The organism is Halomonas sp. AOP43-D1-4 (assembly GCF_052446175.1).
GTDB classification, from domain to species: domain Bacteria; phylum Pseudomonadota; class Gammaproteobacteria; order Pseudomonadales; family Halomonadaceae; genus Vreelandella; species Vreelandella citrativorans.
Window position 1 is genome coordinate 20,437 of the sequence record NZ_JBQSVY010000013.1, and the last position, 21,070, is coordinate 41,506.

Here is a 21,070-nt window from a genome sequence, read left to right on the forward strand (position 1 = left end):
CTTGTGCAAGCGTATGAAAAACACCGCCACCCGCGATAAGTTAATTGATACTGGTGCTGAGCTGATTACCCAACAAGGGTATAATGCAACGGGCATTAATGCCGTACTTAACGCCTGCGGCGTGCCCAAGGGGTCGTTTTACCATTACTTTTCCAGTAAGGAAGATTTTGGCCTGGCGGTGATTGAGCGGTTTGCCAACGACTATGATGCTAGTCTGGTCGCTCTGCTTGAAGATCCGATGACACCCCCTCTGGACCGCCTGAAGCACTACTTTGCCACCAGCCGCGCTTACATGAGCGAGCGCGACCATGCGGCCGGCTGCTTGATCGGCAATTTAGGTCAGGAGATGGCGGGGCAGAGTGTTCGCTTTCGCGAGGCGCTTAATCACGCGTTCCTGCGTTGGGAAGCACGCTTTGCTCACTGCCTGCAGGCAGCCCAGGCCCAGGGGGCTCTCACTCAAGCACTGGACCCGCATCAGTTGGCAAGCTTTATTCTTTCAGGCTGGGAAGGGGCAATTTTGCGTGCCAAGACGCTGAAGTCAGACGCGCCTATGGAAGTGTTTGAAAAGCTGCTGTTCGAGCAGGTGCTGACGTCGCCAGTGACTGATTAACCCTTCAAACGCCCCTGCTTTGATGCACTAAGCGAGTGGCGTGAGTGGAAGGCAAAGCGCTGCCTCGCGGCCACTATGTTGCTAAAGCCTTCCCTGAGGTGCTGCTATGCGAAGCATGGGCGTTTCTGCTCAGTGCTGAATAAGCGCTTAACGAGACTTACCAAGACGAAGCGGGTCAAAAACTGGATAATGGGTGGCAATTCGCCGAGGGCTCTGTTTTCAACCGCCCAGGCACACTCATTGCTCTGGATGCCCGCTCATGGAAATCAAAGTCAACTATCTCGATAACCTCCGCCTCGAGGCCAAGTTCGACGACTTCACCGTTATTTCAGACCAGCCGATTCGCTATAAGGGCGACGGCTCGGCGCCTGGCCCGTTTGACTACTTCCTGGCGTCATCCGCCATGTGTGCCGCCTACTTTGTGAAGGTGTACTGCAACGCGCGGGATATCCCTACCGAAAACATCCGCCTCTCGCAGAACAATATCGTCGACCCCGAAGACCGCTATAAGCAGATCTTCAAGATTCAGGTCGAGCTTCCCGAAGATATTTCCGAGAAGGATCGCCAGGGCATTCTGCGCTCGATTGATCGCTGCACGGTCAAGAAGGTCGTTCAAACCGGCCCCGAGTTTCAGGTCGAAACCGTCGAGAATATCGATGAGGATTCCCAGGCGCTGTTGATGGGCGCCCCGGAAGGCAGCGAGCGCACCTATATCGAGGGAAAGGATTTACCCCTTGAAGATACCATCGCCAATATAAGCGCGCTGCTGGCTGATCTTGGCATGAAGATCGAGATCGCCTCCTGGCGTAATATCGTGCCTCATGTCTGGTCGCTGCATATTCGCGATGCGGCCTCGCCCATGTGCTTTACCAACGGTAAAGGTGCCACCAAAGAGAGCGCACTGTGCTCGGCGCTTGGCGAGTTTATTGAGCGCTTATCTTGCAACTTCTTCTACAACGACCAGTTCTTCGGTGAAGAAATCGCCAATAGCGACTTCGTGCACTACCCCAATGAGAAATGGTTTAAACCGGGGCCAAATGACGAGCTGCCCACTGAAATTCTCGATGAGCACTGCCTGGCGATCTACAACCCGGAAGGCGAGCTTTGCGGCTCGAATCTGATTGACACCAACTCCGGCAATGAGGCGCGCGGCATTGTCTCGCTGCCCTTTGTGCGTCAGTCGGATGGCGAGACGATCTACTTCCCCTCCAACCTGATCGAAAACCTGTTCTTAAGCAACGGCATGAGCGCGGGCAACACGCTGGTGGAAGCTCAGGTGCAGTGCCTGTCGGAAATTTTCGAGCGGGCGGTCAAACGGGAAATTCTGGAGCAGGAAATGACCCTGCCGGATGTACCGCAAGATGTGCTGGCGAAGTACCCAAATATTGTTGAAGGCATTAAGGCGCTTGAGGCTCAGGGCTTCCCTGTGCTGGTAAAGGACGCCTCCATGGGCGGTCAGTTCCCGGTGATGTGTGTGACCTTGATGAACCCGCGCACCGGCGGCGTGTTCGCCTCCTTCGGCGCCCACCCAAGCTTTGAAGTGGCGATTGAGCGCAGCCTGACCGAGCTTTTACAGGGTCGCAGCTTTGAAGGCCTGAACGACCTGCCGCTGCCAACGTTCAACTCGCAGACTGTGTCCGAGCCCAACAACTTTGTTGAACACTTTATCGACTCCTTTGGTGTGGTTTCCTGGCGCTTCTTCAGTGCCAAGGCGGATTTCGAGTTCAGCGAGTGGGATTTCTCCGGCACCAACGAAGAAGAGGCCGAAACGCTATTCGGCCTCTTCGAGGAGTTGGGGGCCGAGGTATACATGGCGGTCCATGAGGATCTCGGTGCGCCGGTGTGCCGTATTCTGGTGCCGGGCTACTCTGAGGTGTATCCGATTGAAGACTTGATCTGGGATAACACCAACAAGGCACTTGATTACCGTGAGGATATTCTCAATCTGCATCAATTAGAGGATGACCAGCTCACCGATTTGGTCGAGCGCCTCGAAGAGAGCCAGATGGATGACCACGTCGATATCACCACCCTGATCGGCATTGAGTTTGATGAAAACACGGTATGGGGCCAGCTCACCATTCTGGAGCTTAAGCTTCTGGTCTACTTGGCGCTTGGCCGTCATGAAGAAGCACTTGATTGCGTGCAGATGCTGCTGCAGTACAACGACAACACCGTTGAACGTGGTCTCTTCTACCAGGCGATGAATGCGGCGCTGGAAATTGCCCTGGACGACGAGCTTGAAATCGACGACTACCTGCCTAACTTCCAGCGCATGTTTGGCGAAGAGACCATGGCGGCGGTTGTCGGCTCGGTGGAAGGCAGCGCGCGCTTTTACGGTCTGACGCCCACCAACATGCAGCTTGATGGTTTGGAGCGTCATCAACGTTTGATTGAAAGTTACAAGAAGCTTCACGCCGCGCGGGCGGCAAAAGCAGGCGCTTAATCGCCTCCCGTTTTCACTTGTTCAATGGAAATGCATGACACCGATGGCATTCAGCACTCCCTTGATGACCGCAGCGCTAACGTTCGTATGCACCTAAACAGCAAGCTGGAGAGCTACAGCACGTATTAAACGGGAGTAGTTTTAAAACGCTGTGTGGGGGGGGTAGCTCACAGCGTTTTTGTAGCGTGCAATAAAGCGTCAAAGCGAGAGAAAAAACAGTATCAAAGGGGGCGAGAGCAGCGAAAGAATAAATCCGCTAACCACCGCGATGGGCACGCAGGCGACGCCGCCGTGCTGTTGAATCACAGGTAGAGTAAAGTCCATTGATGTGGCACCGCCATAGCCAATGGCAAGGGCGGTGTGGCGGTGGATCACTAGCGGAATCAAAATAAACGCCAGGAGTTCCCGGGAAAGGTCGTTAAAAAATGCCACGCCGCCCATTAGCGGCCCTAGCTGGTCACCAATTAAAATGGCCGACAGCGAGTACCAGCCGAAGCCTGACGCTATGGCGAGCCCTTCATTCCAGCTAAGAGAGAGCAAGGGGGCGGCAGCCAATCCCGCCAGTAGCGAGCTAACGGCCAGCGTTATCGCAATCGCAAGTCCTAACCGGTTGAGCAGAATTTGCTTAAGCGGCATGCCGGAGTTGCGTAGCTGACAGCCGATCAGCACTAGCAACGCGTAAAGCACCCATTCCGCTAACAGGTCTGCGGCGGTAAAAAGCGTATCACCTAGCCTTGGGCCCAGCAGCAGGCCTGTAATAACGCCGACCGCCACTACGGCCAGCAAGAGTAACGAGCCTTGCATGGCGGCCAGCTTACTGGTCGGTGCGTTTTTAACGACAGGTGAATCCCCCGTTTGTAGGGCTACCCGGCGAGACAGCCACCATAAAGCGGCCAGGTTAAACGCCGTGGTAATACTAAACAGCAGCAAGGCATTGCCCCCCAGCCGCGAAAGCTGGCTGGTTAGATTTTCAAGCCCGGCAAGACTTACCCCCATGAAGAGCAAAATAAGATAAACCGAGCCGCTAACGGCACGGTTGATCAATTGCTGGAGGTAAGTAGAGCGAATGCGTAATAAATAGCCCACTATCAGAGGCAGAAGAACAATCAATAATCCAGACAGCATGTAGGGTGTGGCGCCTTAAGGGTTAAATTGAGTAAGCCTAATGTGGGTTTGGCGGCGACCCTCTTTTTGATACTCCGCCGAGACAACCAGGCCGGGCCAGTCTGGGTGAAAGTTGATTTCCAGATGGCGGTCGGGCTTTTCGATATCCGTCAAAATGACCTGCCGCACCTCAAACTCACCAGCGGGCACGTTGACGATGTGCGTGCCTGGTGTGGCGTAGTACTGGAGGTGCTCATCTCGGCCGCGGTGGTCAACAAAATCGAGATCACAGGGTGCGCTTTGTGTACATGTTTCATGGCCTGCACGCCGAGAGAGATCAACCAGCGCGGCTTGACGATCAAGCGCCGCAATATCGCTATCGGTTAACCGGTAGCTGTCGCCTACGCCAAGAAGCGAGTAGCTGCTGCTAAAAAGCAGTGAACGGACGGCGTCCTCACCCACTGAAAAGCGGCTGTACTCCTGGCCGCTGACTATGGCCAATGAAAAGCGCATATCGCTTAGCCAATGCTGGCCTTCCTGGCTGAGCGTATGGGTAATCGTTGCACTGGGCCAGTTGCGGGTTTCCAGCCGGTATTGCGCTTTAAATGGCACTATGTCTGCAAGATTGCTGGCGGCTTCTTCGCTTGCATTGACCGGTACAGCGCTGAGTAATAGCCAAGCGGTGCCCAGTAGTATACAAGCCGATACAACATTTAAACGGGCGAGTCGCATCCTGATTCTCCTTAATGAGCAAGCGGTCCCTGCTAGCTAGCGCTGTTTGCAAATAAACCCAATAAGCTGAGCCGTCTTGGGTTCAAAGGCCTGCTTGCATATCTGTCATGCATTTCCATGGCCTGGCATATATTTCGAGCGCCTTTAGTGGGTATCTTAACATTTGATGCGCACGTGATGCGGTCGGTGTATCACTATGAAAGAAGCGCCTCCCGCTGCGTGTAGGCAGAGGCGCCCATGCTGGTTTTAACGGACTTAGTATCCTTGTGTGGGGTTAACCGTAGGCAGGTCTTCACCCGCCTCAAAGGCATGCAGGTAGGCAATGACCTGGTCAATCGCATCGTTCACCGGGGTGGGCGCTGCCATGTGGGGGGTGACGATGACGCGGGGGTGCTGCCATAAGGGGTTTTTAGCGGGCAGCGGCTCTTCACAAAAAACATCCAACAACGCGCCGCGCAAGTGGCCTGGCGTAGCGTTATCACCCAGTGCCTCAAGAAGCGCCTGTTCATCAATCAAGCTGCCTCGGCCTGGGTTGATCACGCTGGCGCCCTTGGGCAGTTTAGCGAGCCGCTGGGCGTTGAGAATACCGTGCGTGGCGGGGGTGTCGGGCAGGATAGTCACCACGCTCTGCACTTGGCCAAGAAGCTCGTCCAGTCCTTCCTCACCATGTAGGGACTGTACACCTGTGATGGTTTTGGGTGAACGACTCCAGCCCAGCACCGGAAATCCCGCTTGCTGCAAGGCGCTGGCAACGTGCGCGCCGATAGCGCCGAGGCCGAGTACACCTACTGGCCAATCAGCTTTATCTGCCAAGCGTTGCGGCTGCCATTCAGCGTTGGCTTGCTGAGCGGTGTAACGGTCCATACTGCGGTAAAAATGTAAGACGCCATACAGTACGTAGTCGGCCATTGGCTCGCTCATGCCCGCATCGCGCAGCTTCACGATGGGAATATTGGCGGGCAGCCCTGGCGTGCCGAGTAAGTAATCTACTCCTGCGCCCAGGTTGATGATGCCTTTAAGCCGAGTCTGCTCTTTCAAGAGATACGCAGGGGCTTTCCATACCGCAAGATAGTCAGCATCTTGTCGTGTCTCTTCGGGAGCGTCGCTGGTCACGACCGTTGCGTTAGGAAGCGCTTTGGAAAGGGCATCGCGCCATTGAGTGGCATCATCGGTGTGCACAACAATCTTCATTTCGGCTCCTGCGTGGTGAATGGGTGTTTCTCACTCTATTTATTTATCATGGGGAGGTTGTCTGCACGCTGCAAGTCATAACGCGTCACGATAGAACGAGGCGTTTGGCCTACATTGATCTCCTTGTGGTGGAGAGCTACCGGGGTGGCCGTACATGGGAGAATTTTCGGCAGTTGGTTGAAAACAAACTTGAAAATAAGCCGTTGATTGGCCCCGGTGAGCGCGCGGTGCTGAAGCTTTTGCGTGGCCGGTTAAGAGAGCCGGCAACATGAGTTAAATAAAGGCTTTGACCCGCAACCACGGGGTGGTGCTAGTATCGGGCTAAGACGACATTGGCAAGCCTTCCATGGCGGTAGCCTGGTCGCCCTTGTGCCCCGTTGCTTGGCGTAAAAAACGCGCACCGGTTCTTGGTGATCTTTGATGGTGAGTTGCCCGATGACTCAGGTTTTCCTGCCCTTCACGCGTGAAGAGTATGCACAGCGCTTGTGGAAGGTGCGTGCTGAAATGGCCGGCCGCGGCATTGATGTATTGATCGTCAGTGATCCGTCGAATATGGCATGGCTGACCGGCTACGACGGCTGGTCATTCTACGTCCACCAATGTGTACTGGTTGGCCTGGAAGGCGAGCCGGTATGGTTTGGGCGTCGTATGGACGCTAACGGCGCGCTGCGCACCTGTTGGATTGACCCAGTTAATATTACTTATTATCCGGATTACTACGTTCAAAATCCGGATATGCACCCGATGGATTATCTGGCGCAGTCGATCTTGCCTGATCGCGGCTGGCATACCGGCGTAGTGGGTATGGAGATGGATAACTACTATTTCACCGCCAAAGCCTACCAGAGTCTGCTACGCGAGCTGCCCCACGCGCGCTTTATCGACGCCAATGCGCTGGTGAACTGGTGCCGGGCAATCAAGTCGCCTCAGGAAATCGCCTATATGCGCATTGCCGGCAAGATTGTTGAAGGCATGCACTCGCGTATTCTGGAAGTCATTGAGCCAGGGCTTCCCAAGAGTAAGCTGGTCTCGGAAATCTACCGAGTGGGGATAGAAGGCTTTTTCGATGAAAATGGGAAAGTGTATGGCGGCGATTACCCTGCCATTGTCCCCATGCTGCCAACCGGTAAAGATGCCGCTGCTCCACATTTGACCTGGGACGATACGCCGTTTCGTGAAGGCGAGGGCACGTTCTTTGAGATTGCCGGAGTATTCAAGCGCTATCACGCGCCCATGTCGCGCACCGTATTTCTGGGACGACCGCCGACCGACTTTATTCGCGCTGAATCAGCCCTTCTGGAAGGTATCGAAAACGGCCTGGACGTTGCTAAGCCGGGAAATAGAACGGCGGATATCGCCATGGCGCTGGGGGCGGCGATGGATAAATACGGTTTTGACCGCGGTGGCGCACGCTGCGGTTACCCTATCGGTATTTCGTACCCACCGGACTGGGGCGAGCGCACCATGAGTTTGCGTCCTTCGGATGAGACCATCCTGCAACCCGGTATGACCTTTCATTTTATGCCTGGGCTTTGGGTGGAGGATTGGGGGCTGGAAATTACCGAAAGCATCCTGATTACTGAAACAGGCTGCGAGACGCTGGCCAACTTTCCACGGCAGTTATTTGTTAAATGATGATAAGTCGTTAAAAAATAAGCCGTTATAACTGATTAAGGAGTCGTTATGACCCTGCGACCAAGCCCGATTTCCGCGACTGTCGACTTTGATGCTGACGGCGTGCAGCACGGTTTTTTAAAGCTGCCCATCTCCACCGATATCTCGGCCTGGGGGGCGGTAATGATCCCGATTACCGTGGTGAAAAATGGCGAAGGCCCCACGGCGCTATTAACCGGGGGCAACCATGGCGACGAATACGAGGGGATTACTTCGCTGCTCAAGCTAGCCAATACGCTCACTGCAGAGGACGTCAGTGGGCGGGTGATTATTGTGCCGTGCATGAATACGCCCGCCGTTATGGCTGGCAAGCGGACATCGCCGATGGATAAGGGCAACCTTAACCGCAGTTTCCCCGGTGACCCCAACGGCAGCGTAACGCTGCAAATTGCCGACTACTTTACCCGCGTTTTGGTGCCCATGAGTGATGTGGTACTGGACCTACACTCCGGGGGCCGCACGCTGGATATTCTGCCGTTTGGTGCTTCTCATGTGCTGGATGACAAAGCCCAGCAACAGGCCGCGCTGGAAGGCGCCAAAGCGTTTGGTGCGCCTTACGCCATGGTGATGTTTGAGCTGGATGCCGAAAAACTCTTCGATACTGCCTGCGAGCGCCAAGGCAAGGTGTTTGTGGCCACAGAGCTTGGCGGTGGTGGCACCTCCACGCCGCAAAGTATGGCGATTACCGAGCGCGGCGTACGTAACTTTCTGACCCATTACGGCCTGCTAGAGGGCGAGGTGGATATGCCGCAAGGCGGCCAGGTCTATCTCGATATGCCTGACGCCAGCTGCTACGTACAGAGCCAGCACTCCGGCGTACTTGAGCTTTGCGTGGCGCTGGGCGATACCGTGACCAAAGGGCAGGTGTTGGCTTACGTGTACGATATGACCCGTACCGGTAGCGAGCCGGTTGCTTACCGCGCCGAACGCGATGGCATTTTGATGGCCCGGCGCGCCCCGGCCCTGGTCAATATGGGGGACACCATTGCGGTGATTGCCGATGTCGTCGACCGCCTGGAGGCATAGCCCAAGGCATGATAAAACTCGACCGTTTTGATCTTAAAATTCTCGATATCCTTTCCCGTGATGGGCGGATCACCAAGTCCAAACTGGCCGAGGCGATTAACCTCTCGGTCAGCCCCTGCTGGGAGCGGGTTAAACGCCTAGAAAAAGCCGGGGTCATTCAGGGCTATACCGCACGCATCAATGCCGATGTACTGGTGCCGCGCAACCCTGTGTGGGTGCAAATTGAGCTTACAGCCCACAACGCCGCAAGCTTTGCGCGCTTTGAAGCTTTGGTCATGGATACGCCAGAGGTCACCGAATGTGTCGCCGTCGGCGGTGGGGTTGATTATCTGGTGAAGTTTGAAGCCCGCACAATTGATAGCTACCAGCGGCTCATGGATAAATGGCTGGTGTCCGAAGCGGGCATTGAGCGTTACTTCACCTATATCGTGACCAAAACGGTTAAGCGTCAACCGATGGGCATTGATGTTGACAACGTTCTTTAACGGCGTTTCTTGGCCCTCACGCGTTCCCTCCAAAAAAACACGCTGCTAAACGTCCATAGACAAAAAAAGTCGCACGATAAGCCCTGGTTTTCAAAAACACTTCGTGCGTCTTCTCCCTTACGCTAGGCACATCGAAAGGATCGACCAAAAGCCGGTCTTTTCAATCGTCAACGTGCAACGGTTTGTCGCCGGTTAATGGCTTCAACCAGGGGAGGTGCCCATGACCACACTATCGACCACGCTGGTTAAACGGCTAGAAGATCCGCGCCTGTTTCGCCAGTACGCTTATGTGAATGGCAAGTGGACGCATGGGGAAGGTGGCCGTGAAGAAGCGGTGTATGACCCGGCAACCAACGAAGCGATCGGGCATATTCCTCTGCTTGAGGCCGAGCAGATTACCGCGGCGGTGGATGCCGCTGAGGCAGCCTTTGTTCACTGGCGCGCACTGCGTGTCGATGAACGCTGCGAGCGCTTGCTGGCCTGGTACGATTTGATTCAGGCCAACCGCGAAGACCTGGCGACCATCATGACCCTGGAGCAGGGCAAACCGCTGCCCGATGCGCGGGGCGAAGTAGAGTACGGAGCAAGTTTCGTGCGTTGGTTTGCGGAAGAGGGTAAGCGCACTTACGGGGAAACGATCCCCAGCCATATTCCTAATGCCTCGCTGGGCACTATTAAAGAGCCTGTTGGTATTGCCGCGATGATTACGCCGTGGAATTTTCCGCTGGCAATGATTACCCGTAAAGCGGCGGCCGCGCTGGCTGCTGGCTGCCCGGTGATTGTGAAACCGGCCAATGAAACGCCTTTTTCAGCGCTGGCGCTGGCAGAATTAGCCGAGCGGGCAGGCATACCGGACGGTATCTTTAACGTTGTCTTGGGTGAGCCTGCCGAGGTTTCTAAAATACTGTGCAGCGAGCCACGCATCCGGGCGCTGTCGTTTACCGGCTCCACCCGCGTTGGTCGCCTGTTAATGGAGCAAAGTGCGGGAACCGTTAAGCGCCTTTCACTGGAGTTGGGCGGTAATGCGCCGTTTATCGTTGGGCCGGATATGGACCCCAAAGAGGCGGCTTACGCGGCGGTAGACGCCAAGTTTCAAACGGCGGGGCAGGACTGTTTGGCGGCCAACCGGATTCTGGTGCACGAATCCATTCATGACGCCTTTGTTGAACAGTTTACCGAGCGCATGGCGGCATTAACCGTCGGCAATGGTTTGCAGGGCGAGATAGATCTTGGCCCGCTGATTCACCGCCAGGCCGTAGAGAAGGCCGCCTCGATTGTCGATGACGCGATTTCTCGGGGCGCCACGCTGGTGATGGGAGACCAGAACCAAGCGCCGGGCGAAAACTTCTTTATGCCGGTGTTGCTAACAGGCGTAACGCCACAAATGAAAGTCTGGCGGGAAGAGAACTTTGCCCCGGTGGCCGGGATTACCGCTTATTCGAGCGACGAAGAGGTTATTGAGCTTGCCAACGATACCGAGTATGGCTTGGCGGCCTATGTGTATACCCATGATATTCGCCGGATCTGGAAGCTGATGCGTGCGCTGGAGTACGGCATGGTCAGTGTAAACTCCGTCAAGATGACCGGCCCACCGGTGCCCTTTGGCGGCGTGAAGCAGTCTGGCCTTGGCCGTGAGGGCGGCGCCACCGGTATCGACGAGTATCTCGAAACCAAGTATTACTGCTTAGGCGCGCTGGGGTCTGTATCAGGGAGCTAGAGTAGATAGTTTCGCAGTAGAGGCTAGTTAGGCGCTAAGCGAACCGTCTTTTTCAGGGATGAAAAAGCCGAGCGCCTAGGGATGGGTTTACAGCGTGTTCGCGTGTGACTAACCAGCCGTGAAGCCCGCAATATTTCAAATTCCTTCCCGCTGATCGGGGAGGTTTATCGTACAGAGAGAACGTTATGAGCCAACATCAGGATCTGATCGAACGCGACCGCAAAGTCACTTTTCACGCCTCTACCCACCTGCGTGACTTCGCCCATGGCGATGCGCCGGGCCGTGTGATTACCGGCGGTAAAGGTATCAATATTGTCGATAAGGATGGCCGCGAATTTATCGACGGCTTTGCCGGGCTTTACTGCGTTAATATCGGTTATGGCCGCACGGAAATTGCCGAAGCCATTTACAAGCAGGCGATGGAGCTCTCTTACTACCACACCTATGTCGGCCACTCGAACGAGCCGCAGATCGCGCTTTCTGAGCGTATTCTGAAAATCGCTGGCATGAACATGTCCAAGGTCTACTACGGCATGTCGGGCAGTGACGCTAATGAAACCCAGCTGAAAATTGTGCGTTACTACAACAACGTACTCGGCCGCCCGCAGAAGAAAAAAGTCATCTCGCGTATGCGTGGCTACCATGGTTCGGGCATTGCTTCTGGTTCCTTGACCGGCCTTAAGGCGTTTCATGACCACTTTGACCTGCCGATTGATACCATTCGTCATACTGAAGCGCCGCACTACTACCTGCGTGCCGCCGAGCAGCATGGCATGACGGAGCTTGAATTTTCCTCCTTCTGTGCCGACAAGCTGGAAGCGATGATCCTCGAAGAAGGCCCGGATACGGTGGCGGCGTTTATCGGCGAGCCGGTATTGGGCACAGGCGGTATTGTGCCGCCGCCCGAAGGTTACTGGGATGCGATTCAGGCGGTATTGGCCAAGTACGATGTACTGTTGATTGCCGATGAAGTGGTATGTGGCTTTGGGCGTACCGGCTCTGATTTTGGTAGCCACCATTACAACATGAAGCCGGACCTGGTCACGATTGCCAAAGGCCTGACCAGCGCCTATCAGCCGCTTTCTGGCGTGATTGTGGGTGAAAAAGTATGGCAAGTGCTTGAGCAGGGCACGGGTGAGTTTGGCCCAATCGGTCACGGTTGGACCTACTCTGGCCACGCGCTGGGCTGTGCCGCCGGTATTGCCAACCTGGATATCATCGAGCGTGAAAATCTGGTGGGCAACGCGGCTGAAACCGGTGCCTACTTCCAGGCGCAGCTTAAGGCCACGTTTGAAGGCCATCCGCTCTTGGGGGATGTACGCGGTGTTGGCTTAATGGCTGCGCTTGAGTTCTCACCGGATGCCAAGCAGCGCCTGCACTTTGACCCCGCCCTCAAAGTAGGACCGCGAGTGGCCGCCGCCGCCATGGAAGAGAACCTGATTGCTCGCGCCATGCCCCAAGGCGACATTTTAGGTTTTGCGCCTCCGCTGACCATTAACCGCTCAGAAGTTGATGACGTGATTGGCCGTGCCAAGCGCGCCATTGACCGGGTAACCGATGAACTTACCCGCTCAGGCGATTTAAAAGCGGGCCATCAGGAAGCTGCGTTGACGATTTAATGAAAAGACGCTGATCTGGTAACGCCGCTGCTTACTTATGCAGCGGCGTTTTTGTTTTTGGGGTGGGAAGCTATGCTACTAAATACAGTGACGGTGAACGGATACGTTAGGAGTGGCTATGCAACCGGTATTGGCTTTCGATGTATATGGCACGCTGATTGATACCCAAGGCGTTACGGCGGAACTCGAACGGCGACTTAACGATGCCTCCAACGCAGAAGAATTTGCCAAGCGCTGGCGGGAAAAGCAACTTGAGTACAGCTTTCGGCATGCCTTAATGGGCGCTTATGTGCCTTTTTCAGAATGCACGAGAGAAGCCCTGGTGTTTACCAGCCGCGCGCTGCAAGCAGGTCTTTCTGACAATGACCACGACCACCTCATGGATGTATATGCAGAGCTTCCAGCCTTCCCGGATGTGGTGGATGCGCTTGATCAGTTGCGTGATGCGGGCATTCGTTGCGTGGCGTTTTCCAATGGCACGACGGAGGCGGTAACTCAGTTGCTGGTACGTGCCGGTGTAGAAAGCCACATGGATGCGGTGATCAGCGTGGATGATATCAAGCGCTTTAAGCCAGACCCGGCGGTATATAGCTATCTTCGCTCACAGCTGGAAGCGCGCCCTGAGCATACCTGGTTAATTTCAAGCAACGCCTTTGATGTGATTGGTGCAACCCATGCCGGGCTGCGAAGTGCCTGGGTGCGGCGTCATTCCGATGCGCCCTTTGATCCTTGGGGCATTGAGCCTGATATGACGGTGCCTGACCTGGAGGCCTTGGCCGAGCGTATTATTTGCCAGGTTGTTAACCGATAAGAACAAGCCGCATAATGACGTACGATTCATATATCAGGACGCGATCATGTCAGAGAAAATTTACTGTATTGCTGGCTTCAAACCCAAACCAGGCAAAGAAGAAGCGGTGTTCAAAGCGCTTCAGGCGCTGGAGCCAAACACACACCGGGAAGATGCCTGCATTCACTACACGGTGACCCGCCAGATCGATAATCCCTTCGCTCAAGGCACCAGTTACCCGATTGTATTCCATGAAATCTGGGCGAGCCGTGAGGAGTTTGAAGCACATTGTCAGCGTAAAGAGATCCAGGACTTCTTTGCCAAGCACGTTGAATCACCGGATGGCGATATCGAAGATGCCAACGTATGCGTGTATACCGATGAACCGTGGAATTTTGATGCCCCCAAGGTATAACCCCAGCGTGTAGAATGGGTCCACGACACCGATAAACGCGGAGCAACCATGACCGAAAAAAAAATGAACGTTGAAAGCTTTAACCTGGACCATACCAAGGTTAAAGCGCCTTATGTACGTCTTGCTGATATCAAACAGGGCCAGAACGGCGACCAGATTCATAAATATGATCTGCGTATCTGCCAGCCAAACAAAGAGCACATGGAGATGCCAGCGCTGCATTCTCTTGAGCACTTGATGGCTGAACTATCGCGTAATCATACCGATAAAGTGGTCGATATCAGCCCGATGGGCTGCCAAACCGGCTTTTATATTGCGATGATCAATCACGATAACTACGACGACGTGTTAACCATCATTGAGCAAACGCTGAACGACGTTCTGGTGGCCACTGAAGTGCCTGCCTGTAACGAAATGCAGTGCGGCTGGGCCGCGAGCCACAGCCTGGAAGGCGCCCAGAAGCTCGCCCGTGACCTGCTTGCCAAGCGTGGCGAATGGACGCAAGTGTTTGCATAAAATGGCCTTTTCAAACCGTTTTTAAGACCGTCGTTTGACGCCGCTGCAGAGAAAACAAGAACGCCTTCTTCACGGAGGCGTTTTTGTTTGAGTGTTTCTTATAACCGCGTATCAGCGGCCAGTTGCTCAATAGAGCGGGCGACGTCCTGAGCGTCGTGGAGAATCTTGTTCACAATCGCATCAATTTCGCTAACCCTGGATTGACCGGCTTTGCTTTGTTGAATGACCTGTTGCATGGCTTTGAGTATTTCCCCTTGAAGGGTATGACGGCCATTGAGTCATTGAGCGCCTTTAGCCACGGCCTTTTGCCGTTGAGATTCTTGATGATGCTGGGTGGCATCATTCGCTACTTTCAGGATTTACGTCACATGGCTTCGAAAATTTCGTATAGGCACATACGTCGCCTCTAACCAGACTTCTTCGTTCGCACGTACGCGACAAAAATGTCCCTGACGGCTATCCCCTTGCCGCTAATGAGTGCCAAAGCTGTTGATGTTCGGCGCTGCTGACTTCCAGTTCATCACAAAACATGCGGTGATGCTTACCCTTTATACCGTCTAACTGCGTAACGAAGATGACAAGTACCAGCTATAGAGAGGAGGAAATTGAGCCAGCAGGGAGCGCTATCCATGCCTGAAAAGGCGTACAGAGGTCTATTGACAGACATCTAGATTGCTCCTATAAACACTTATACTCACCACCTCAGGTTCTCATGTTCCTTCTCATCACGATTGCCACGCTTTCCATCGCACTGTCTTTTTTGTGTTCTATTCTTGAAGCGGCTTTACTCTCTATTACGCCCAGCTATATTGCCAGGCTAAAAGAAGAGAAACCCAAGCTGCATGCCTCGCTTAATCAGCTTAAGACCAGCATTGACCGGCCTTTGGCGGCGATACTGACGCTTAATACAATTGCGCATACCGTTGGTGCAACGGCAGTGGGCGCGCAAGCGGCAGTGGTATTCGGCGAAGCCTCCATTGCCATTGTGTCTGCTGTCATGACAATGCTGATTCTGGTGCTGTCTGAAATTATTCCCAAGACGATTGGCGCCACTTATTGGCGCGGGCTGGCACCACTTTTGCCGCGTTTACTAAAGCCGATGATAGTGGGGTTACTGCCCTTTATCTGGATGTCGGAGCAGATTACGCGTCGGCTGGGCACGTCAGAGCATGATGTTGATCTACGTGATGAGATCAAAGTGCTGGCGCGCGTAGGGCTTGAGGAAAAGGTGTTGGATGCCGACGAGTCGCGCACCATCATCAATATGCTTAACTTGCATGACATTGCCGTAAGCCAGGCCATGACGCCAAGAACGGTATGCGTGACAGTGCCCCCTAACATGGACGTCAAAACATTTGATCAGCAGTACGGTAAGACATCCTTTACGCGCTTTCCCGTTATGGATAACGGTGAAATGGCCTTTGGCTATGTGCATAAATCCGATACATATCACGCCGATGACGCCAAAACCATGCGCGAGCTTATGCACCCCATTGGCAGTGTCGATATTGCGCACAATGTAGAGCAGGTTTTTGCTTCAATGCTCAAGGACCATCTGCACATGCGCGTTGTGTATGACGAGCATGGCACCTTTGTAGGCCTTATTACGCTTGAAGATATTATTGAAACCATCCTGGGTCAGGACATCATTGATGAGACTGACAGCGTGGCTAATTTAAGGCATCACGCCAAGCAGCGCTGGCTGACACGTGTAAAGCATAAAGACCCCAATGCTAGCGCTTAGGCTAGCCGTGCGAAAGGGTACTTCAAAAGTGACGGGAGCTGTCCTTTGAACGTCAGCCAATAGCACGGGTGAATATTCGCTTTCTTAGCACTAAATGTTCTATAGTGGATTGCTTAAAGGTGGTTTAAGGTATTAAAAGCAGTAATCACCCGCGAAGGAGGCACAATGTCACTACGTATTAATGCGGTCGTTCCCGATTTTGAAGCACAAACTAGCCAAGGGCCTATCCAGTTCCACGAGTGGATTGGTGATAGCTGGGCTATTTTATTTTCACACCCCAAGGACTTTACACCGGTTTGCACCACGGAGTTTGGTGCTGTAGCCACGCTAAGCGCCGAGTGGAAAAAGCGCGGTACTAAAGTGATTGGTGTGTCGGTTGATGGCGTTGAGGATCACAAACGCTGGGCCGACGATATCACCCGGTATAGCGGCAGCGACGTTGATTTTCCGATCATCGCCGATGAAGGCCTTAAGGTTTCCAAACTGTTTGATATGCTGCCCGAAGATGCCTATCTGCCGGATGGCCGTACGCCAGCCGACAGCGCCACGGTACGCTCGGTGTTTATCATTGGGCCGGATAAGCAGCTAAAGCTATCCATGACCTATCCCATGACGGTAGGGCGTAATTTCGCTGAAATTCTACGTGCTCTGGATGCCCTGCAGGCAACCGTTAAGCACGGTGTGGCGACTCCCGCTGATTGGACAGTTGGCCAGGATGTGATTATTCCGCCAAGTGTTTCAGATGACGATGCCAAGCAAAAATTTGGTGAGTTTGACGCGGTGCTGCCTTACCTGCGTAAAACATCGCTAAAATAAGCGCGCAGTCATAGCGTTCTTAAAAGCCCCAGGGTTATTAACGCCTTGGGGCTTTTTTAATGGCGCCTGATAACCCATGACGATGTTGCTAACACACGTTGTTTAAGCGCTGTTGATACGCTGGTCTGTTAGTTTAAGGCTTTGGTTAGCCGCTGAGCTTCCGCGATGGTTGGCTAGCAGTGAGCAAGCAGGGCTCGTAACCAAAAGCGCCCTTGATGAAAGGGCGCAGATAGCTATTAAAGAAACGTATTCAAGCTGAATAGTTAGGCGTGGATGTACTCAACCAGCGCTTGCGCAAAGGTATCGGTGTTGCCCGTGCCGCCCATATCGGGTGTGACCATGTCACGGCGGGTCTCTAACACTGAGCGAATGCCGTGACGGATAATTTCGCCTTTGTCTGCCATGCCCAAATGATCAAGCAGCTGCGCGGCAGCCAATAATAGAGCGCAGGGATTGGCGAGCTTTTTACCCGCAATGTCAGGGGCGGAGCCGTGTACCGCTTCAAAAATTGCCGCTCTTTCACCAATATTAGCGCCAGGTGCCAAGCCCAGCCCGCCCACCAGGCCTGCACACAGGTCTGAGAGAATATCGCCAAACAGGTTCGTGGTAACCACCACATCAAACTGATGCGGGTTCATCACCAACTGCATACAGGCGTTATCGACAATCATCTCTTGAAACTCAATGTCGGGATATTCGCTTGCGATCTCTCGCGCCACATCCAAAAACAGCCCAGAGCTGGTCTTGATAATATTGGCTTTATGCACTGCAGTGACCTTTTTCCGGCCACTGCTTTTGGCCAGCTCAAACGCATAACGCACAATACGTTCGGAGCCTTTACGGGTTACCTTGATCACTGAAATGCCGGTGTTGCCGTCGTCGATCATCTCCTGACCGTCAGACAAATACGCACCTTCGGTATTTTCGCGTACGGTGATCATGTCGATGTCTTCAAAGCGCGAACGAGTGCCAGGAAAACTGATTGCCGGGCGTACGTTGGCATAAAGGTCAAAGTGACGGCGTAGCTGTACGTTAATGGAGGAGAATCCCTTGCCAATGGGCGTGGTCAGCGGGCCTTTCAATGCAATGCCGTGTTTCTCTATGGCATCAAGCGATGCCTGGGGGATCAACGTTCCATGATTTTCCAGTGCTGACAGACCTGCATCCACAAACTCGTATTCAAAGCCGCACTCCAGCGCATCGAGCACGCGCAGGGTGGCATCCATAATTTCAGGCCCAATGCCATCGCCTTTAATCACCGCAATTGAATGGCTCATGTGCTACTCCTCTGGAAGATGGGAACGCGTTGGTCGAAATGTTGACCAGGTTCAATGATGGCGCCTTATGCGCTTGATGCCCATGGTAGCGATGGTGACGCCGAAGCGCATCCTGCGCTGACTATTTAAGTATACAGCCAGACCTCAAGTGCGCCGGGGTGCAGAAGAGGTAGGTTGCTGGTAAACTCTGCGCCGGTTCTGCCGCTTAACCTTCAGTGGCAGGGTAACTTCGTAAAATATCTCGGCAAGGCATCTGCGCAGTGAAACGTTCATTGGCAACATCTGTAGTACTTACCACTGGGTTGATGACTCCACCCTAGGTATTCCCTCTTTCGAAAACGCCATGGCGCGAAAGCGCTTCCACGGCGTTACGGCATTCTATTGCCGTTATTTGGCTACTGACGCTCCTGGCGTCTTCATCCTGCAGCCTGACTCATACAATCTGGTTTTGAATGACGTGACATCTGGCCCTGTGGGGCGGAGTTAGCGCGTCTTGTTTAATCAATAACGATGGACTCCCTGAATGGCACTTTTCAGCAAGCATGAGTGGTTTTCCAATATTAAAGGCGACACCCTTTCGGGCCTGGTCGTCGCGCTGGCGCTGATTCCCGAAGCGATCGCGTTCTCGATTATCGCAGGCGTCGACCCGAAAGTAGGTCTTTATGCCTCGTTCTGTATTGCGGTGATTATCGCCTTTACCGGTGGGCGGCCGGGGATGATCTCTGCGGCCACTGGCGCCATGGCGCTATTGATGGTCACGCTGGTGCGCGAGCATGGCCTTGAGTACTTGCTGGCGGCAACACTTCTAACCGGGGTGCTGCAGATTATCGCCGGGTATTTAAAACTCGCTGAGCTAATGCGCTTTGTGTCGCGCTCGGTCGTTACTGGCTTTGTGAATGCGCTGGCCATTTTGATCTTTATGGCCCAGTTACCTGAGCTAACCAATGTCACTTGGCATGTGTATGTCATGACCTTGGCCGGTTTGGGCATTATCTATTTATTCCCTTATCTGCCGGTGATCGGTAAAACGCTACCCTCGCCACTGGTGTGCATCGTGGTGTTAACCATTGTGTATATGGTGAGTGGCATGGATATTCGCACGGTGGGTGATATGGGTGAACTGCCTGATACGCTGCCGATTTTCCTGTGGCCGAATGTCCCGCTTAACCTTGAAACCTTGATGATTATTCTGCCTTACGCCTTGATGCTGTGTGTGGTGGGTCTGCTGGAATCGATGATGACAGCGACCATTGTGGACGATTTGACCGACACATCGAGTGATAAAAACCGCGAGTGCAAAGGCCAGGGCATTGCCAATATTGGCGCCGGATTACTGGGCGGTATGGCAGGTTGTGCCATGATTGGTCAGTCGGTGATCAATATTAAATCCGGTGGCCGTACGCGGCTATCCACATTGATTGCGGGCGTTGTACTGCTGCTGTTGGTCGTGTTTCTAGCCGACTGGGTATCACAAATCCCCATGGCCGCGCTGGTGGCTGTCATGATCATGGTATCGATAGGCACCTTTAGCTGGGCGTCGATTCGGGATCTTAAAAAGCATCCTCTCAGTACCAATATTGTCATGTTAGCGACGGTCGCTGTGACCGTAAGTACCCATAACCTGGCGATCGGGGTCTTTGTTGGCGTGCTGCTGGCAGCGCTGTTTTTTGCTAATAAAGTTGGCAATATCATGTACATCGGCTCTACTGAGATAGAGGCGGGCCGGGAGCGTGAGTATCAGGTCGTTGGGCAGGTCTTCTTCGCCTCTTCCGAGCGTTTTATGGCGGCGTTTGATTTCAAGGAGAGCCTGGACAAGGTAACGATCAATGTATCCAACGCGCACTTCTGGGATGTTACCGCTGTACAGGCACTTGATCGGGTCGTTATCAAGTTCCGCCGTGAAGGTACTGATGTCGTGTTGGTTGGGATGAGCGAAGCCAGCGCCACGGTGGTTGACCGCTACGCGATGCACAACGATCAAAAGGCGGTCGAAAAACTGATGGATGGCCACTAAGGATCTAATAAAGGAGAGCAGCATGCCGGAACATGTAGTTGCCGCAATTGATGGTTCCCGGTTTTCACAAGGCGTTTGCGATTACGCTTCTTGGGCAAGCCTTGCGCTGGGCGCGCCGTTAACCTTTGTGCATGTGGCCGATAACCATTCAGAAGTGCCAGGCGAGCCGGATCTTTCGGGCCAGCTGTTTTTTGGCGCCCGCGAGCGCTTGCTGGAGGAATTGATGGGCCTTGATGAGAAGCGTGCCAAGGTCAACCGCGAACAGGGCAGGTTGATGCTGGAAGCAGCCCAGGCGCGCGCCGTTGAAGAGGGCGTTAGCGACGCCGTTACTCGCCAACTGAACGGTACTTTGGTGGAAACACTGGTCGGGCTTGAAAATGAAATGCGCCTGCTGGTGATGGGTAAGCGCGGCGAGACGGCTCATCAAGCCAGCGAGCATCTTGGCTCCAACCTCGAGCGGGTGGTGCGTGAAATGCATCGCCCTATTTTGATGGTGCCCGACACGTTCAAGCAGCCTGAAAAAGTATTGATTGCGTATGATGGCAGCAAAACGGCTCGAAAAGGTGTGGAAATGCTAGCCCGTTCGCCACTGTTTTCAGGCAGCGAGTGCCATGTACTACTGGTGGATACGGACAATGCAGAGAATCGCCTGGAGCTTGGTTGGGCGTTAGGTATCCTGCGTGAAGCAGGCCACAAGGCAGAAGGCGCTATCCGCAACGGCAACGTAGATGATGCGCTGCAAACCTACGAGCAAGAGCACGCCATTGACCTCTTGGTCATGGGCGCTTATGGGCACTCGCGCATCCGCCACTTGTTGGTTGGCAGCACGACGACTGCGATGCTGCGTAGCAGCCGTATCCCCGTTCTTATTTTGCGCTAAGTCTCCTTCGTTTT

The 21,070-nt window shown here is 54.0% G+C and carries 20 protein-coding genes; 15 read left to right on the top strand and 5 right to left on the bottom strand.

Going from position 1 to position 21,070, the window contains the following annotated elements; genetic code table 11:
• The first annotated feature begins 13 nt into the window (after positions 1-13).
• Positions 14-610 carry a TetR family transcriptional regulator C-terminal domain-containing protein gene (locus ACT3RQ_RS14200; RefSeq protein WP_444639030.1) on the top strand — a complete coding sequence of 199 codons (597 nt, stop codon included), beginning with the start codon at positions 14-16 and terminating at the stop codon, positions 608-610.
• A 259-nt stretch (positions 611-869) separates the two neighbouring features.
• Positions 870-3,056 (top strand): OsmC domain/YcaO domain-containing protein, encoded by a 2,187-nt coding sequence (locus ACT3RQ_RS14205; RefSeq protein WP_444680714.1) that lies wholly within the window; start codon positions 870-872, stop codon positions 3,054-3,056.
• A gap of 198 nt (positions 3,057-3,254) precedes the next feature.
• Here the strand turns inward: ACT3RQ_RS14205 and ACT3RQ_RS14210 are convergent, their stop codons facing one another.
• From ACT3RQ_RS14210 to ACT3RQ_RS14220, 3 genes are all read right to left on the bottom strand, one after another.
• Positions 3,255-4,181 (bottom strand): lysine exporter LysO family protein, encoded by a 927-nt coding sequence (locus ACT3RQ_RS14210; RefSeq protein WP_444680715.1) that lies wholly within the window; start codon positions 4,179-4,181, stop codon positions 3,255-3,257.
• A 15-nt stretch (positions 4,182-4,196) separates the two neighbouring features.
• The gene (locus ACT3RQ_RS14215) at positions 4,197-4,892 is read right to left on the bottom strand and encodes a hypothetical protein (RefSeq protein ID WP_444680716.1); all 696 of its coding nucleotides are present in this window, start codon (positions 4,890-4,892) and stop codon (positions 4,197-4,199) included.
• A gap of 255 nt (positions 4,893-5,147) precedes the next feature.
• Positions 5,148-6,083, bottom strand: coding sequence for a 2-hydroxyacid dehydrogenase (locus tag ACT3RQ_RS14220; RefSeq protein WP_444639026.1), 936 nt, complete (start codon positions 6,081-6,083; stop codon positions 5,148-5,150).
• A 104-nt stretch (positions 6,084-6,187) separates the two neighbouring features.
• Here ACT3RQ_RS14220 and ACT3RQ_RS14225 point away from each other — a divergent pair, with 104 nt between their 5' ends.
• The 9 genes from ACT3RQ_RS14225 (at position 6,188) to ACT3RQ_RS14265 (ending at position 14,325) form a co-directional block, all read left to right on the top strand.
• Complete coding sequence (locus ACT3RQ_RS14225; protein WP_444639025.1) at positions 6,188-6,355, top strand: hypothetical protein; 168 nt, start codon at positions 6,188-6,190, stop codon at positions 6,353-6,355.
• A gap of 163 nt (positions 6,356-6,518) precedes the next feature.
• The gene (gene doeA, locus ACT3RQ_RS14230; RefSeq protein ID WP_444680717.1) at positions 6,519-7,718 is read left to right on the top strand and encodes an ectoine hydrolase DoeA; all 1,200 of its coding nucleotides are present in this window, start codon (positions 6,519-6,521) and stop codon (positions 7,716-7,718) included.
• A gap of 48 nt (positions 7,719-7,766) precedes the next feature.
• Positions 7,767-8,783, top strand: coding sequence for a N(2)-acetyl-L-2,4-diaminobutanoate deacetylase DoeB (doeB, locus tag ACT3RQ_RS14235; RefSeq protein ID WP_444680718.1), 1,017 nt, complete (start codon positions 7,767-7,769; stop codon positions 8,781-8,783).
• 8 nt (positions 8,784-8,791) lie between these two features.
• Entirely contained in the window at positions 8,792-9,268 is a 477-nt protein-coding gene (locus tag ACT3RQ_RS14240; protein ID WP_193057172.1) for an Lrp/AsnC family transcriptional regulator, read from the top strand.
• Positions 9,269-9,488: 220 nt separating this feature from the next.
• Positions 9,489-10,985, top strand: a complete 1,497-nt coding sequence (locus ACT3RQ_RS14245; protein ID WP_172117475.1) for an NAD-dependent succinate-semialdehyde dehydrogenase — start codon at positions 9,489-9,491, stop codon at positions 10,983-10,985.
• Positions 10,986-11,170: 185 nt separating this feature from the next.
• Complete coding sequence (locus ACT3RQ_RS14250; protein WP_444631456.1) at positions 11,171-12,604, top strand: aspartate aminotransferase family protein; 1,434 nt, start codon at positions 11,171-11,173, stop codon at positions 12,602-12,604.
• Between the two features lie 118 nt (positions 12,605-12,722).
• On the top strand, positions 12,723-13,415 hold the full coding sequence (locus tag ACT3RQ_RS14255) for a haloacid dehalogenase type II (RefSeq protein ID WP_193054443.1): 693 nt from the start codon (positions 12,723-12,725) through the stop codon (positions 13,413-13,415).
• 46 nt (positions 13,416-13,461) lie between these two features.
• Positions 13,462-13,809, top strand: coding sequence for a putative quinol monooxygenase (locus ACT3RQ_RS14260; protein ID WP_444680719.1), 348 nt, complete (start codon positions 13,462-13,464; stop codon positions 13,807-13,809).
• Positions 13,810-13,857: 48 nt separating this feature from the next.
• Positions 13,858-14,325 (top strand): S-ribosylhomocysteine lyase, encoded by a 468-nt coding sequence (locus ACT3RQ_RS14265; protein WP_193054445.1) that lies wholly within the window; start codon positions 13,858-13,860, stop codon positions 14,323-14,325.
• Between the two features lie 98 nt (positions 14,326-14,423).
• Here ACT3RQ_RS14265 and ACT3RQ_RS14270 read toward each other — a convergent pair whose 3' ends face one another.
• Entirely contained in the window at positions 14,424-14,561 is a 138-nt protein-coding gene (locus ACT3RQ_RS14270; RefSeq protein ID WP_172117478.1) for a hypothetical protein, read from the bottom strand.
• A 476-nt stretch (positions 14,562-15,037) separates the two neighbouring features.
• On the opposite strand from ACT3RQ_RS14270, the gene ACT3RQ_RS14275 reads away from it, so the two are divergent.
• Positions 15,038-16,069, top strand: a complete 1,032-nt coding sequence (locus ACT3RQ_RS14275) for a CNNM domain-containing protein (RefSeq protein WP_193056998.1) — start codon at positions 15,038-15,040, stop codon at positions 16,067-16,069.
• A 165-nt stretch (positions 16,070-16,234) separates the two neighbouring features.
• Positions 16,235-16,885, top strand: a complete 651-nt coding sequence (locus ACT3RQ_RS14280; protein ID WP_087111990.1) for a peroxiredoxin — start codon at positions 16,235-16,237, stop codon at positions 16,883-16,885.
• Between the two features lie 263 nt (positions 16,886-17,148).
• Here the strand turns inward: ACT3RQ_RS14280 and ACT3RQ_RS14285 are convergent, their stop codons facing one another.
• On the bottom strand, positions 17,149-18,162 hold the full coding sequence (locus ACT3RQ_RS14285; protein ID WP_444680720.1) for an isocitrate dehydrogenase: 1,014 nt from the start codon (positions 18,160-18,162) through the stop codon (positions 17,149-17,151).
• A 523-nt stretch (positions 18,163-18,685) separates the two neighbouring features.
• Between ACT3RQ_RS14285 and ACT3RQ_RS14290 the strand changes: the two genes are divergently transcribed.
• Complete coding sequence (locus tag ACT3RQ_RS14290) at positions 18,686-20,176, top strand: SulP family inorganic anion transporter (protein ID WP_444680721.1); 1,491 nt, start codon at positions 18,686-18,688, stop codon at positions 20,174-20,176.
• Positions 20,177-20,198: 22 nt separating this feature from the next.
• On the top strand, positions 20,199-21,056 hold the full coding sequence (locus ACT3RQ_RS14295) for a universal stress protein (protein ID WP_444680722.1): 858 nt from the start codon (positions 20,199-20,201) through the stop codon (positions 21,054-21,056).
• The last annotated feature ends 14 nt before the right edge of the window (positions 21,057-21,070 follow it).